The organism is Clostridioides sp. GD02377, from assembly GCF_045899875.1.
Lineage (GTDB): Bacteria > Bacillota > Clostridia > Peptostreptococcales > Peptostreptococcaceae > Clostridioides > Clostridioides difficile_A.
The window spans coordinates 71412-86502 of sequence record NZ_JBJODA010000013.1 but is presented as its reverse complement, the minus strand read 5'-3'; the positions used below and the strand labels follow the sequence as shown (position 1 = coordinate 86502).

Genomic DNA, 15091 nt, shown 5'->3' with positions numbered 1-15091 from the left:
TTGTTAATTTGTTAAAGTATCCATTACCTAAAGTACTAAATCACAATTGCCATTTACTAATTACAATCATCATTTAAAGTATACTTTTATAAAAATATACTTCTATAATTGTTTTAAGAAAACCTTTATTTTTTAAAACCATTTTATAATGAAAAAACTACAAATTTCTTTATATTCTATAAGCATTTTCCAATATTTCTAAATTTATTATATCTTTGAGTCATAATTTCTTCTTTATCCATATCTTTATAATGATTTAATCTTTCTAAAATATAAGCTTTTATTTCCTTTGAAACAGCTTCTACATCTTTTTGTGCTCCTCCAATAGGCTCTTTTATAATCTTATCTATTATTTTTAAATCATACAAATCATCACTTGTAAGTTTCATAACATTACAAGCTTCTTTAGCTTTAGAAGAATCTTTAAATAGGATACTAGAAAGACCTTCAGGTGATATTACAGAATAAACTGAGTGTTCTAACATGCAAACATCATTACCTACTCCAATACCCAAAGCTCCTCCACTACCACCTTCACCAATTACAAAAGTGATTACTGGAACAGAAAGTTTACTCATTTCAAGTAAGTTTCTTGCAATAGCTTCTCCTTGTCCTCTTTCTTCTGCTTCTAAACCACAAAAAGCTCCTGATGTATCAATAAACGTTATTATTGGTCTATTGAATTTCTCAGCTTGTTTCATAAGTCTTAGTGCTTTTCTATATCCTTCTGGATGAGGCATTCCAAAATTTCTTTTTATATTTTCCTTCGTATCTCTTCCTTTTTGATGACCAACTATAGTAACATTGAATCTTCCTATCTGACCTATTCCTCCAACAATAGAAGGGTCATCTTTAAAAAGCCTATCTCCATGAAGCTCTAAAAAATTAGAACAAATGTGTTCTATGTATTCTAAAGTCGTAGGTCTTTTTATATCTCTACTTAACATCACCTTTTCATATGGAGATAGATGGGAAAAGGCTTCTTCTTTAAGTTTTTCCAATTTCTCATTAAGTGAATTTATTTTATCACTTAAATCTATATTATTTGCCTCAGAAATAGTTATTAATTGTTTAATATCATTTTCTAAAACCTTTATTTTTTCGCTATTATTTTCAATCAAAACAGTTCCTCCTTCATGCCCTATTTCTTGTGCATAGCAAGAATTTGATATAATACTTCCTTCATTTTTCTTCTATCTACTATCATGTCAATAAAACCTTTTTCAAGTAAAAACTCAGAAGTTTGGAATCCTTCAGGAAGTTTCTGATTTATTGTTTGTTCTATTACTCTTGGACCTGCAAAGCCTATCAATGTATTTGGTTCAGAAATTATAATATCTCCAAGCATAGCAAAACTAGCAGTTACTCCTCCTGTAGTAGGGTCAGTTAGAACTGATATATATGGCAATGATTTTTCTTCAAGTTTAGAAAGTGCTTGAGAAGTCTTTGCCATCTGCATAAGAGATACCATACCTTCTTGCATTCTAGCGCCTCCTGAAGCAGAACAAATAATTATAGGTAAATTATTTTCAGCAGCATATTCTATTGAATAAGTTATTTTCTCTCCAACAATAGAACCCATACTTCCCATCATAAAATCAGGATTCATTACACAAATAACTGTTTTAATTCCATTTAATCTTCCATAACCTGTGACAACAGCTTCTGACTCATTCGTTTTTTCCTTATAAGAGTCTACTTTTTCTTTGTATTTAGGAAAGTTTAGTGGGTTTTGAAATTCTACCTCAGAATTAAACTCCATAAAAGTTCCCTTATCAATCAATAAATTTATTCTTTTTCTTGCTCTTAAGCCATAATGTCTTGAACATTTTGGACATACAAATGAATTTTCTTCTATATCCTTTCTAAATACATGACTATCGCAACCTTTGCAATAAGTCCAAAATTTATCATCTACACTATTCTTTTTAAAGTTGTCATCTAAAGAAATCGTAACATACTTAGATTCTTTTGATGATAAAAATTTTTTTATCATAATCTATTTACTCCTTATAATGTAGCAAATTCTTTCTTCATAAAGACATCTTCTATAAATTTGGTATGATGAGTATCTTCTCTAAACTCTTCACTTGTTACAAGTGCCTTTTGGAATTCTACATTTGTATTAATACCTTCTACAATAATTTCGTCTAGAGCTCTATACATTCTATTTATACATTCTTCTCTAGTCTCAGCCCAACATATTAATTTACCTATCATAGAATCATATAAAGGTGGTATAGTATATCCTGCATATACAAAAGTATCAAATCTAACACCAAAACCTCCAGGTAAATTTAACGATTCTATCTTACCTGGTGATGGAGCAAAGTTATTTGATGAATCTTCAGCATTTATTCTACACTCAATAGCATGACCTCTAAAAGTAATATCTTCTTGTTTAAAAGGAATTTCTTCCCCATTAGCTATAGATATTTGAAGCTTTATAAGGTCAAGACTTGTTACCATCTCTGTAACTGGATGTTCAACTTGTATTCTTGTATTCATCTCTATAAAATAAAAGTTTTTATCTTTGTCAACTATAAACTCAATAGTACCAGCACCAATATAACCTACACCTTTTACTATATCTACTGCGATTTTATGAAGTTTTTGTCTCTCTTCACCTGAAAGGTATGGACTTAAAGATTCTTCTATTACTTTTTGATTTCTTCTCTGCATAGAACAATCTCTATCACCTAAATGTATTGCATTTGAGTGTTTGTCCCCAAATACTTGTACTTCTATATGTCTAGGATTTTCTATGAATTTTTCCATATATAAAGCGCTATTAGAAAATGCTGCTAGAGCTTCTGAACTTGCCATGTCAAAATTTGAAAAAAGTTCTTCTTCTTTTCTAACGATTCTCATACCTTTTCCACCGCCTCCACTTGAGGCTTTTATCATAACAGGATAGCCAATTTCTCTTGCAACTTCTAAAGCTTCTTCCTTAGTTTTCAAAACAGATTCTGAACCAGGAACAACAGGGATATTTAATTCCATCATAGTTTCTCTTGCTCTAGATTTATCTCCCATCAAAATCATTTGTTCTCTTGTTGGACCTATAAAAATAATATTATTCTCTTCACATTGTCTTGCAAATTCAGGATTCTCTGATAAAAAACCAAAACCTGGATGAATAGCATCACACTTTAATTTAAGCGCAAGGTATATTATATTTTCTATATTGTTATAACTCTTGCTTATATTGTTTGGCCCTATACAAATAGATTCATCAGCTATATATCTATGAAAACAATCTTTATCTATTTCAGAATAGATAGCAACAGTCTTTATACCTAATTCTTTACATGTTCTGATGATTCTAACTGCTATATCGCCTCTATTTGCAACTAGTATTTTTTTTATCAACTTAAATACCTCCTACTACAATGGTTTTATCTTAAATAAAGGTTGATTATATTCTACTAGTTCTTCATTATCAACTAATACTTCAATTATTTCACCTTTAATTTCACTTGTTATCTCATTCATAAGCTTCATCGCTTCTAATATACATAAAGTATCGCCTTCTTCAACTACATCGCCAACTTTGACAAAACTATCTGCATCTGGACTTGGAGAATCATAGAATGTTCCCATCAAAGGAGCTACTACTACTGATAGATTCTCATTAGATGCGACAGGTATATCGTTTACAACTGGCTTTTCTAAAGAAAGATCCACTACTGATTCTTGTTGTACACTTAAAACAGGTGAACTTGTAACTTGAGCTTTTTTAGATACTTCTAATTTTAAATCGCTACTTTCAAGTTTTACATATTCTAAGTTAGTTGAGTCTATAACCTTTAATAATTCCTTAATTTCATTGATGTTCATGTTGTTACCCCCTTGTATTATTACCTGGTGCTAATATTATATCACAAAAAACAAATTTATAAAAGAAAAAGTGCTGACTAGAGAATCAACACATCAATATATATTTTAATTTTAGATTAACAACAAGTAACTTATATTTGTTTTAATTTTCCATTATTAATATAGATTATAAGTATAAAATGAATAAAATTCAATATTTTTTGCAAAATACAAGAGAATACAAATTAATACCTCGGGGATTTTTAAGACAAATACCAATATTATGCAATTTAGACTTCGCTTTCTTTCAAATTAGTATCATTTTCTTTATCTTTACATAGAATATACTTTAACTTAGTTATTAAAATATCACTATACATGTTAAAAGTTATTAAAATTGCAGGAATTATAAAATAAACTCTAGCACCTATAAAGCCAAAAACTACTGTAAGAAATATTAATCTTTTATTTAAAGTAAAAAAAGGTATATTAAAGATACTTTTATCAGATGTCTTTGGAGTATAAGAACATATAATTCCAAAAATTACAGTTAACATACAAAGTGGGAGTAATGTATAACTTGAAATTATTCCTAAAAAGCCGATACTTTCAAAGTATTTACTAGCACTATTTGTATAAACAAACATGTATCCATTTAAGTAAGCGCATATACACGATATAATGCCAAAAGTTCCTCCTAGGGATTGAGTGTACCAATTAAAAAATTTAGATTCCATATACCTCACCTCCTAAAACTGTATATATAATGATATGCGTTTAAATAATGAAATATATCTTTATATACTTATGAATAAATTTTTGTTAATTTCATTAATTTATGTTTAAGAAATTTGAAGTATAGTGTAGTATATATTAATGTAGATAAAGTTTTATGCTACTCACTTAATTTATCTCATTATGGATTTAACACAGGTTTAAAAATTATTACAGGGTTTTATATTTTTGTTGAGCTGAAAAATTTATTATAAATGAAGGGATGTTTTCGCTTTGGTAGATACATTAGAATTTGGTCTTAAAATTTTATTTTTTATATTATCAATTATTTGGATGGGTAAAATAATGATTTTAAGAACTGATAAGCAAATAGTAATCAATCCTTTGCTTATTGGTATATCTGCAGTCCTTGTGATGTTGCATACCTCACAAAGTAACATTGAATTTTTTGGACTAGATGTCCAGTATATAAGAATAGTTTTATATATCATATATTCATTAATAATTTTAATAGGAATATGGGCTACTAACAGAAGAAATGGTATTTTCTAGATAATCTATTTTTAATAGATATCTAAAGGTTGCTAGTAACAAAGTGCTAATAATAGTGCTCTGTTACCAGCAACCTTTATTTTAGTTATACATTTAAATTAAAAATTAAATTATTAAGTAAGTTGACATATACTTATTTTACATTGAAAGTGATTAGAACTTCTTGAGATGTATTTAAATCATTTTTGTCACTTAGTACAACTTTTACTACAGCTTGACCTGTTTTGTTACCTTTAACAGTCATACCTTCATATGAAATTATGTTTTTATCACTTACAGATACAGTAAAATCTAAATCCTTTGGAAGGCTATCAGTAACTTCCCAATACTTATAATAGCTATCAATTTTCTTTGTAATTATTTTTCTCAAATCAATACTTTCACCTTTTGCTATATCAACATTATGATATTTAGAATCCAGTTTATATTGATTGTCTTTTGTATCAATAAAATTCAAATCACAATTCACATCCACACCATTATCAGAAAGAGAATTTACTACACCATCATCAACCAAATAATTATTTGCTAAATTGATTGAATCCATATCTTTTAGACTTAAAGCTTCTCTAGGAACTTCTTTTATATTATTGTTCCAAAAAATAAAATTGTCTACATTTTCAAGATAGGATATTCCTTTTAAATTTGAAATGTTTTCACCAGTTGCATAAAATTCTCCATCTAAAGCCTTTATATTGCTTATAGTCATCTCATCTGGGTTTATATATCGTTTTACAACTGCTCTTAGATTGGCATCAGGAAAAATATTTTTAAGTTGATTGTCGCTTAAAACATTATCATTTGAATTTATTGGACTTAAAGCTGCCGCAGAAATAAGAAATGGTATTACATTAGCTAAATTCATAGTACCCTCCCACATAAATTTTTTATATATAGTAATTTAATTTCTATGAGAGGGTTCTGTTTCCTTGTTGTATATACCTACTTTCGTACACTTTATTAATATAAATTAAAATAAATTTCTACTATTAAACTTATAAACATATTGCTAGTTACGTTTTTTAGCCTCACATCTAAATATTCGCATACCTTGTGACATAAATTTGTCCTCATACTCTGTTGTAACATTATTTTCATACTCACTATTTCCTAAATCAAGAGAAATATTCTTCAATAGCCAATTATTTGCAGCAATTTCATTTAAACTAAACTCGAATAATTTTTCATTATCTGTTTTAAAGTGAATTTCGCCATTATCTTCTAAAACCTCGTTATACATATCTAAAAATCCAGAATGAGTGAGTCTTCTTTTACTCCATCTATTTTTAGGCCATGGGTCACAGAAGTTTATATAAATTCTTGACAATTCTTTAGCTTCAAAGTAATCTAAAATATTACTTACATCTCCCCATAAAAATAATATATTATTTAAATTAGAAACATCAGCCTTTTCAACAGCCTTTAAAAGAACTTCTTCTTTAAGTTCCATAGCAATATAATTTATGTCAGGGTTTTGCTGGGCTAAAGTTGTTATAAACTTACCTTTACCAGTACCAAATTCCACATGTATTGGATTATCATTACCAAACTTAAAACTCCACTTACCTTTTAATTCTTCTATATCGTCTCTTAAAACGTATTTTGTATAACTTAAAAGTTTTTCATCTGCACCTTTTTTTCGTCTTCTTCTCACAATAATTCTCCTTATATATAAAAATTAGTAAAATACATTTTTTATTATACATTATCTAAGCAAAAAATAAAAAGAACTCTCTTAAAATAGAAATCTATTTCTATAAAGAGAGCTCTTAATCTGCTAAAAAATTAATCTTAGTGGCACCCTGAACACCCAGAGCATCCTCCTCCACCTTGATCTTTCATATTTTCAGGAATAACTCTAAATCCAAATCCTGTATCTTCTATTATTATATCTCCATACTGACTATATTCATCAGAGCTCATTACAAATTGTAATTCTCCAATTTCATAAGTTAAGTCATCTTCTTTTTTCTCATCTAAAGCTAATCCAAAAGAAGGACCTCCACAACCAACACCTGCAAAGTATACTCTTATATTATTAGGTTTATCTTGATTGTCTTTTAAGATACTTTTCAAAGTATCAATAGCTGTTTCTGGTAAAGTAATTTTCATTAAATCATTCCCTTTCAAATATTTTATTAAAACAATATCTATTATATACCCATATAAGGTACATAATCAATTAGTTTTTGCATATTTTACTAAAACTTCTGCCAAATATTACTTAAAGCTTTAAAATACTTTATATGATATTTTATTTCCTTAAGTAAATACCCTATTGTATGCATAGTAAACAAATAAAAGTTTTGCTAAAAAATATAATGATTTTATTTGTTGTTTTAATATTATAACACATTTGATAATGACCAATTCATATATGCAAAATTTATATATTTGAAAGCTTCTCTGTATACAACAAGAAAAGCACAATGGTATGTATCATCGTGCTTCTTCTTTCTTTTTATAATTTTCATTTGTAACTACTCAAAGATGTTGTGGCTATAACAATGCAAAATGGCTACTCTCAATAACTGATTTCATCTGACATAAGCAAAAAGGATGTCCAGCTGGGTCAAACATAACTTTCCAATCATCAGAAAATTGCTCTTTTGCGATTGTCGCTCCACAATGAATTGCATACTGAACTGCCTTTTCCAAATCATTAACAGCAAAATCCATATGAGCCATCTGCTGTTGAGCTTCGGGCTTTCCTGGCCATATAGGTTGTTTATACTCAGGATTTCGTTGGAACGTTATACCAGGATATGTACCTTGATTTGTTCCTGGAGCACCAACACATGCAAATTCTTCATTATAAAATGGTATTTCCCACTTAAGTAATGTTGCATAGAATTTTGCTAATTCATATGGGTCTTTACAATCCATTGTAAATGAATACATTTTTATTTTCAATTCATCATACATAACTTAATTACCTCCAATAATCTAAATTCAAACATTGAGTTTGTAAGCTATTTTACGTGTCCTTATATTATGTATTAAGTATTTAGTTCTTGCAATATAAAAAAACTTATATTTTAACATTTTATAATTATTGAAACTGTTTAATAAATTCAGCAGGCTACATCGTATGTTTTGAAACTTCTTCAACACTTAAACCTAGTTTTAACAACCTTTTTATGACACTTTCCATGCTCTCTGAAACTTCTAATTTATTGGTAATTCATATCCTAGCAACTCATTATACAATTAAACCATCTAAAACTGTAATAGTACGGCTACTACTTTTAGCTGCTTCTAATGAGTGAGTTACCATAATTATAGTTTGACCACTTTCTTTGTTTATTTTACTTAGTAAATTTATTATTTCTGTTCCTGTATTGCTATCTAAATTTCCAGTAGGTTCATCAGCAAATAGAATTTCTGGCTTTCCTATTAAAGCCCTGGCTATAGCAACACGTTGTTGTTGACCACCAGATAACTCTCGTGGTGTATGTTTACGTCTATCACATAAACCTACTATATCTAATATTTCATCTAATTGATTTTTATAATCTTTTAAATTCTTACCATCTAATAATAAGGGAAGCATTATATTTTCTTCAACATTTAGATTTGGTATTAGATTATAAAATTGAAATACAAATCCTATATTTCTACGACGTATCATACTCATATTATCATCATCAAAATGTGATATATCAGTTCCATTTATATACACTTTTCCATTAGTTGGAGTATCTAAGCCTCCTAAGATATATAAAAGAGTGCTTTTCCCAGAACCAGATTGACCCATAATAGAAACAAATTCACCTTTCATTACTTGCAAGGATATATCTTTTAGTACCCTAGTTGTTGCATTTCCAATTTTGAATTCTTTAATAATATTTTTAGCTTCTACAGCTAAACTCTTAAATGTAGTTTTCATATTAACCTCCTTTATTATTCAAATTTAATTTCTTCTACTAGATTCATTTTCTTACTTTTTACAATTGGGACTATTGAACCTATTAAAGTTATTACAATTCCCAATAATCCCACAATAATGAATGTTTTAAAATCCAATTCTGGGGACATTGAAATCTTTGGTCCTGCAACTATGAATATAGTTTGAATTTCCATTATAGATATTACAATTCCAATAATAGAACCTAGCAACCCTGAGGTAAAACCTTCAATCAATGTCATTTTTACATTTTGTTTATTGCTTTGCCCTACCGATTTATACATAGCTATAGAACGTCTTTTTTGAATATAATTAATTATTAGGTTATTGATAATCCCAACTGTAGCAAGAATAAAAATGAAATAGGTCATTTTATTCATAGGAGATAAAAAACTACTTATAGTTTTTAAAGCATCATTATTAAATTCTTTAACTGTACGGCTCCAGTTAGATGTATCTTTAAATAAGTCTCTTATCTGAATCATAACAGCATCTGGATTAACTGCTGTATATGTTAAAAGACCATAATTAGTTTCATCAAAATCACTAACAGCATAATGTGATGGTATAACAGCTTCTACATCACTTGCACGAGATTTAAAACTACCTAGTATTTTATAAGAAAACTCATATTTATCATTAGATAAAGTTACTGTCTCTCCTATAGATAAACCTAGTTTTTTTAAAGTATCTTCGTTCAAAATAACAGAACGCTTATCTTCAAAAGATTCAATTACTTGTTTTTTCATATCAGAATTTGTATAATTGATTGCAAGCATAGAACTATACAATTTTAAATTATCTGTGGCTTCTAGTCTTGAAAATATTGTATTGTTACCACAAATCTTATTATTCATAACATAAATAGGTAAAATATTTTTAATTCCACTTATATGTCTAACATCTTCAATAAACTCTTCATCCATCTTTCCATCTGCAAAACCTTGTAGTTCTGCATCACGAAATACATCACCTACATAAGTTTTGACAAAACTGCCAACAACACTTATTACAATCACTGCAGAAATACTTATAAATAATAACGTAATATTCTGTGTAATATTTTTGTTATTTTTCATATTTCTAGCAGCTAATTTCCCCTCATTACCTAGAATCTTTTCATAAACAAACTCAAAAATTGTAGACATGGTATCAGTAAAAGGAGGTATTAACACAATAGTAGATACGATTAATCCCAGTAATGAAAATCCACCAGCTAAATACAGTGTATTTTCAGGTGATATTCTTGGTAGTAGAATAGACAAAATAAGTATAATAGTGCCTATAAAAAGTATATGACGATTTGAAACATTCTTTTCTTCTACAGCTCCTAATACAACATTTTTAATAGGCAAACGACTGGCTTTTCTAACAGGCATATATGCACTAAATAAAGAAACAATTATTGCTACTATAACAGAGACAATCACCCCAAGAGGAGATATTACTGTTGGAATTGATATTCCTTGTTCAAGAGAATTTCCAAGTCCATGTAGCATAATATTTAAAACAACTATACCAATAGGAATAGCAATCACTCCTCCAATACTTCCATATAGCAAACTTTCAAACATTAAAATATAAGTTACAGTTTTTTCATTAGCTCCAACACTTCTAAAAGTACCAATAAATGGAATACGTTCTAGTGTAATCACTTTATAACTACTGTATATGATAAATATACTAAGAGTTAATGCGAAAAAGCTTATTAAGAAGAAAGGCATTGTTTTTTGTCTAGCATCTGCAACTATCTTACTTTCATTTATGGTACTTGATACCTTGTATTTTTCAGTTGGAAGTTCTTCAGACAATTTACTTACTAGACTTTCTGTCTTTTCTCCTTTTGATTCGATAAGAACTCTTGTATATCCATTTCCTTTATTTAATATTTTAGATAGAGTTTCTTTAGGCAATAGTGCATTTACACCTCTTGTATGTCTCAAAAATACTGTATCATATGAAGCAATATCACTAACTTCAAAAGTATAGGGCTTCCCATAGATTTGTAAAGTAATAGAATCACCTTTTTTTATTTTATATTTTGATGTAAAACGGTTGGGAAGAATAATCTTATCACCAGAAAAATCAGTAATACTATTCCCATTTTCCAATCGTGGTTTGTTGATTTTATTCAGTTGATTTAAGTCTGCTGATATAAGACTGAATGATTCATAATATCCATCTGTATGATAAATAGCAGAACTTTCTAATATCCCAACTTTTGATTTTATAGAATTTAGATTAGGAATATCTTCTAGACTAGTTAACATATCTGGATTTTTATTTTGGATAGATATAGTTGCACTACCAAACATACCTCTTGCCATCTTTCTCTGTGCACTTTCGTAAGATAATCCAATCGAGAACGAAACAAAAAGTAAAACTGTCGATAAAACTATGGACAATAACATAACTGTCGTCCTAATTTTTCTTTCTCTAACATTTGTTAAAATATACTTTAATATAATCTTCAAATTTACACCTACTTCCTTAATTAAATTTAACCTAGACTTAGATTTAATCCAATCTATGTAGAATCTCTAATACAACTTTTTATTCTGTTTTCAACTAAACAAAATCCTAAATAAAAAAGATTGATAAACTATTATATAAACATAATAATCTACCAATCTTAATATATTTTTTAATTAACCTTAATTAACCTTAATTAAATGGAAAGCAGATATGAAATGAACTGCCTAGACCCAATTCACTTTCAATAGATATATCTCCTTTATGAATTTCAATGATTTGCTTTGTTATTGCTAATCCTAAGCCAGTTCCATTTTTTCTTTGCTTTTGCGTGGTTCCTCTATAATAACGATTAAATAAATTTGACACTTCTTCTCTTGTAATCCCTTTTCCATTATCTGAAATAGTAATTTCAATTTGTTCATTCAACGCTATATTCACAACAACTTTGGTATCCTTATTTCCATATGTAAAAGCATTAATGATAAGATTACTAAAAGCACGTTTTAATAGTATATAATCAAAACTAAAGTTAATAATGTCTGTATCATTTTTAAATTCAATTATATTTGACTCATACTCTGGGTAGTTTAAAATATCAATGGACAATTCCTTCAAAAACCTTACTAAATCATCATTTTTCTTATTTAAAGGAATAATTCCATTTTGTAATTGATAGGTTAACTTTAAATCGCTTATAAGTTTATTTGTATATTCTATATTTTTTAACATGATTGAAGCGTATTTATGTATCTTTTCGGATGAATGAGTAATACTGTTATCTGCAAGGAGTTCTGCGTATCCTTTTATTGGTGAAAGTGGAGTTTTTAAATCATGGGTTATATTTGAAATCCATTCTTCTCGCATAATATCAGTTTTCTTTTGTATCTCGTCACTTTTATGAATTTCTTCACTCAGAAGATTTAAACTATCATAAACATCAGCAAAAACTCCTTTAATCTTAATTGGTAGATAGCTTCTTTTTGAAACATCACTAACAGCAATTGTAATATTGGAAATACACTTTGTTACCCAGTAACTATAAATGACTCCAGAAATCAAAATTATTAAAAATATAATTACTATAATTGAAAATATAATTGACTTTCCACCTATAAATTTATTACCATCAAAAAACATATTTACTTTAGATATATTTAATGGAAAATGTATAATATAAATAAAATCATTTTTGTTATTTGTAATAGTATTAAAGTATGTAGTGCCATCACTAGAATTATTTTGCTCAACTAATGCTAACAATTCAGAATTAGAATAGTAATTTTTATGGTCTTTGGGTTCCGAAAATCCATAAACTGTATTTCCATTAGAATCTAAAATTTGCAACCACAATTTGTTTTCTTGAAGTTTTTCTAAACCATATTCTTTTATTTGTGGTTTATTATCTATAAACATTATTTGTTCATTAAAATCTTCTGTAAATTTTTTAGCCCAATCACTATGAACATACTTCCCATTTGGCTGTTGAATAGTAATAAGGGATAAGAAAATGCCTATTACAATAAAAATTAAACAAAGAAAAATTACGAAAAAAATAAGGTATGAATGGAGTATTGTCTTGTAACTAGGTTTACGCATTTAATCAACTCTTTTCTTAAGCTTGTATTTTGATTTAAAAATATAACTATCTATATAAATTATATTTATATTACTTTATGTTATCAATATAGTTATTGTCTTCAATAAATTCAAATAAAAGTATCTCAGCATATTAAACAATATAAAGAAATTCTTCATATAACTGTCTTTATAGGGGATACTTTATAAAAGAACTAAAAAATTATAACATATAAAACTTTCATAGATAAATAACAATATTAGTAAAAATATTAAAACACTATATAAAATTCACAAATATTAAGAATAATGAAACACTTGAAATTACTTATATCAAGAAAAATTTATATAATATAAATTGGTCAAATATGTTATAATATTAAATTGTGACAAGTTCATGGAGGTGTTTATATGAAAAAACAAAAGTCGCCAATTTTACTTGAGATGTTTGGTCTATTTTTTGGTTGTATATCAATGAGTATTGGTATAAATATGTTTTTAAAACCACATACAATTGCTCCAGGGGGGCTTAGTGGTCTATCATTAGTATTAAACAAAGTTACAGGACTTCCAGTATCAGCCATCATGTTAATTATAGGTATACCATTAGTAATACTTGCTTTTAGAATTATGGGAACAAAAAATTCATTAAAAACGTTATTTGGTACAATCGTGTTTTCTGCTATAGTCCAATTAACAGACCCATTATCAAAATTAAGATTTACTGATGACTTACTATTATCTGCTATTGCAGGTGGAATATTAGTTGGTATTGGTTTAGGAATAATGTTTAAGTCAGATGCTTCTACTGGGGGGACAGATTTAATTGCACTCATACTTAGTAAAAAATTCCCAGGAATAAAAGCTACAAAATTCATGTCATGTTTAGATGGAATGGTTGTTATATCTTCTGGTATAGTAAATCGTAGTTTAGAAACTGCTCTTTACTCTGGTATAGCACTTTGTATATTAATAAAAATAGCAGACATGATAATAGAAGGATTTGACCATTCAAAAGCATTTTTTATTATTTCTGATGAGCCAGAAAATTTAAGAAAAGCTATAACTGAAGAACTTGATAGAGGTCTTACTATTCTAGATGGTAAGGGTGGATATACTAGAGAAAATAAAGAGGTCTTATTAGTTGTAGTTTCTAAAAAACAAGAGCTTTATCTAAAGAGATTGGTTAAAAGAACTGACCCTACTGCATTTGTTATAGTTACAGATGTACATGAAGTTCTTGGAGAAGGATTTAAAAAATTAGAAAATTAATTATAAAGTTAATACTTTAATTAATTTTGCTTAATAAGAATTTTATATAAAAAGGCATGAGTCTGAAAGTCTCATGCCCTTTTGTTTAAACTTTATTAGTATATTAAATACTTATATCTATTATTTTCTCAATTCATATTGATAACAAGGAACATTTTTTACAATACTACCAACATGAATTTTCTTAATATGTTTTCCCATACATTTAAATCCTAGCAAATCTAATGATTTTGTAGAATTCTGATTTTCTTCATATGTTATAGCAATGATTTTTTTTAAGTTTAGTTCTCTAAACCCATACTGTATTACTCTTTTAGTTATCTCAGTAGCAAAATCATGCCCCCAATAGTTTGGGTTGATACATATACCTATTTCTGCTTCTAATGCTTTGGGATTTATATTATTAAACCCCATATTTCCAATAACTTTATTGTCTTTTTTATATACTATAGCAAAATGACCAATCTTTCCTTTTTTATACGGATTTAGAAAAAAAGATTTTATAAACTTTCTTGTGTCTTCTAAAGATTTGTGTTCACTAAATGGTAAATGCTTTACTACTACTTTATTTTTATAACAATCAAAAAAATCTTCAACATCCTCTAAGGATGCAGGTCTTAGTATACAGTTTCTAGTTTCTAAGGTTTTCATTTGAGGATATCCAGAATCAGACATTTCTAATCCCCCTTTATACATTAATCTAAATATACTGTTCATATTTAAAATACGATATTAATTATATAAATGTTCTCAAAT

At 27.8% G+C, this 15091-nt stretch carries 16 protein-coding genes; 2 read left to right on the top strand and 14 right to left on the bottom strand.

Annotated elements, in window-relative coordinates:
- Window positions 1–176: 176 nt before the first annotated feature.
- The 5 genes from Q3304_RS12875 to Q3304_RS12855 form a co-directional block, all read right to left on the bottom strand.
- On the bottom strand, window positions 177–1121 hold the full coding sequence (locus Q3304_RS12875; protein ID WP_054270368.1) for an acetyl-CoA carboxylase carboxyltransferase subunit alpha: 945 nt from the start codon (window positions 1119–1121) through the stop codon (window positions 177–179).
- A 20-nt stretch (window positions 1122–1141) separates the two neighbouring features.
- Window positions 1142–1996 (bottom strand): acetyl-CoA carboxylase, carboxyltransferase subunit beta, encoded by an 855-nt coding sequence (gene accD / locus Q3304_RS12870; RefSeq protein ID WP_054270369.1) that lies wholly within the window; start codon window positions 1994–1996, stop codon window positions 1142–1144.
- Between the two features lie 14 nt (window positions 1997–2010).
- Complete coding sequence (gene accC / locus Q3304_RS12865) at window positions 2011–3372, bottom strand: acetyl-CoA carboxylase biotin carboxylase subunit (RefSeq protein ID WP_407813974.1); 1362 nt, start codon at window positions 3370–3372, stop codon at window positions 2011–2013.
- A gap of 15 nt (window positions 3373–3387) precedes the next feature.
- Window positions 3388–3840, bottom strand: a complete 453-nt coding sequence (gene accB / locus Q3304_RS12860) for an acetyl-CoA carboxylase biotin carboxyl carrier protein (protein ID WP_054270371.1) — start codon at window positions 3838–3840, stop codon at window positions 3388–3390.
- A 269-nt stretch (window positions 3841–4109) separates the two neighbouring features.
- Window positions 4110–4556 (bottom strand): hypothetical protein, encoded by a 447-nt coding sequence (locus Q3304_RS12855; protein ID WP_054276746.1) that lies wholly within the window; start codon window positions 4554–4556, stop codon window positions 4110–4112.
- A gap of 271 nt (window positions 4557–4827) precedes the next feature.
- On the opposite strand from Q3304_RS12855, the gene Q3304_RS12850 reads away from it, so the two are divergent.
- Complete coding sequence (locus tag Q3304_RS12850; RefSeq protein ID WP_003424072.1) at window positions 4828–5106, top strand: hypothetical protein; 279 nt, start codon at window positions 4828–4830, stop codon at window positions 5104–5106.
- 133 nt (window positions 5107–5239) lie between these two features.
- On the opposite strand, the gene Q3304_RS12845 is transcribed toward Q3304_RS12850, so the two are convergent.
- The 8 genes from Q3304_RS12845 to Q3304_RS12810 form a co-directional block, all read right to left on the bottom strand.
- Window positions 5240–5971, bottom strand: a complete 732-nt coding sequence (locus tag Q3304_RS12845; RefSeq protein WP_054270373.1) for a hypothetical protein — start codon at window positions 5969–5971, stop codon at window positions 5240–5242.
- A gap of 144 nt (window positions 5972–6115) precedes the next feature.
- A complete protein-coding gene (gene trmB, locus Q3304_RS12840) occupies window positions 6116–6760 on the bottom strand; it encodes a tRNA (guanosine(46)-N7)-methyltransferase TrmB (RefSeq protein ID WP_219673992.1) in 645 nt (214 codons plus the stop codon).
- Window positions 6761–6897: 137 nt separating this feature from the next.
- The gene (locus tag Q3304_RS12835; protein WP_407813975.1) at window positions 6898–7218 is read right to left on the bottom strand and encodes a Fe-S cluster assembly protein HesB; all 321 of its coding nucleotides are present in this window, start codon (window positions 7216–7218) and stop codon (window positions 6898–6900) included.
- A gap of 233 nt (window positions 7219–7451) precedes the next feature.
- Window positions 7452–7580, bottom strand: coding sequence for a hypothetical protein (locus Q3304_RS12830; RefSeq protein ID WP_407815435.1), 129 nt, complete (start codon window positions 7578–7580; stop codon window positions 7452–7454).
- Window positions 7581–7605: 25 nt separating this feature from the next.
- A complete protein-coding gene (locus tag Q3304_RS12825) occupies window positions 7606–8031 on the bottom strand; it encodes a VOC family protein (protein ID WP_407813976.1) in 426 nt (141 codons plus the stop codon).
- 277 nt (window positions 8032–8308) lie between these two features.
- Window positions 8309–8995, bottom strand: coding sequence for an ABC transporter ATP-binding protein (locus Q3304_RS12820; protein ID WP_074178176.1), 687 nt, complete (start codon window positions 8993–8995; stop codon window positions 8309–8311).
- 14 nt (window positions 8996–9009) lie between these two features.
- Window positions 9010–11487, bottom strand: a complete 2478-nt coding sequence (locus Q3304_RS12815; RefSeq protein ID WP_407813977.1) for an ABC transporter permease — start codon at window positions 11485–11487, stop codon at window positions 9010–9012.
- Between the two features lie 190 nt (window positions 11488–11677).
- On the bottom strand, window positions 11678–13084 hold the full coding sequence (locus Q3304_RS12810; protein ID WP_407813978.1) for a sensor histidine kinase: 1407 nt from the start codon (window positions 13082–13084) through the stop codon (window positions 11678–11680).
- A 390-nt stretch (window positions 13085–13474) separates the two neighbouring features.
- On the opposite strand from Q3304_RS12810, the gene Q3304_RS12805 reads away from it, so the two are divergent.
- Complete coding sequence (locus Q3304_RS12805; protein WP_054270379.1) at window positions 13475–14335, top strand: YitT family protein; 861 nt, start codon at window positions 13475–13477, stop codon at window positions 14333–14335.
- 120 nt (window positions 14336–14455) lie between these two features.
- Here the strand turns inward: Q3304_RS12805 and Q3304_RS12800 are convergent, their stop codons facing one another.
- A complete protein-coding gene (locus Q3304_RS12800; RefSeq protein WP_407813979.1) occupies window positions 14456–15010 on the bottom strand; it encodes a GNAT family N-acetyltransferase in 555 nt (184 codons plus the stop codon).
- Between the last annotated feature and the right edge of the window lie 81 nt (window positions 15011–15091).

Bases quoted from the DNA above. Each gene is read 5' to 3' on its own strand.
- accD (WP_054270369.1), bottom strand. From the start codon at position 1,996: ATGATAAAAAAATTTTTATCATCAAAAGAATCTAAGTATGTTACGATT.
- accB (WP_054270371.1), bottom strand. From the start codon at position 3,840: ATGAACATCAATGAAATTAAGGAATTATTAAAGGTTATAGACTCAACT.
- Q3304_RS12855 (WP_054276746.1), bottom strand. From the start codon at position 4,556: ATGGAATCTAAATTTTTTAATTGGTACACTCAATCCCTAGGAGGAACT.
- Q3304_RS12845 (WP_054270373.1), bottom strand. From the start codon at position 5,971: ATGAATTTAGCTAATGTAATACCATTTCTTATTTCTGCGGCAGCTTTA.
- Q3304_RS12835 (WP_407813975.1), bottom strand. From the start codon at position 7,218: ATGAAAATTACTTTACCAGAAACAGCTATTGATACTTTGAAAAGTATC.
- Q3304_RS12830 (WP_407815435.1), bottom strand. From the start codon at position 7,580: ATGAAAATTATAAAAAGAAAGAAGAAGCACGATGATACATACCATTGT.
- Q3304_RS12825 (WP_407813976.1), bottom strand. From the start codon at position 8,031: ATGTATGATGAATTGAAAATAAAAATGTATTCATTTACAATGGATTGT.
- Q3304_RS12820 (WP_074178176.1), bottom strand. From the start codon at position 8,995: ATGAAAACTACATTTAAGAGTTTAGCTGTAGAAGCTAAAAATATTATT.
- Q3304_RS12810 (WP_407813978.1), bottom strand. From the start codon at position 13,084: ATGCGTAAACCTAGTTACAAGACAATACTCCATTCATACCTTATTTTT.
- Q3304_RS12805 (WP_054270379.1), top strand. From the start codon at position 13,475: ATGAAAAAACAAAAGTCGCCAATTTTACTTGAGATGTTTGGTCTATTT.
- Q3304_RS12800 (WP_407813979.1), bottom strand. From the start codon at position 15,010: ATGTCTGATTCTGGATATCCTCAAATGAAAACCTTAGAAACTAGAAAC.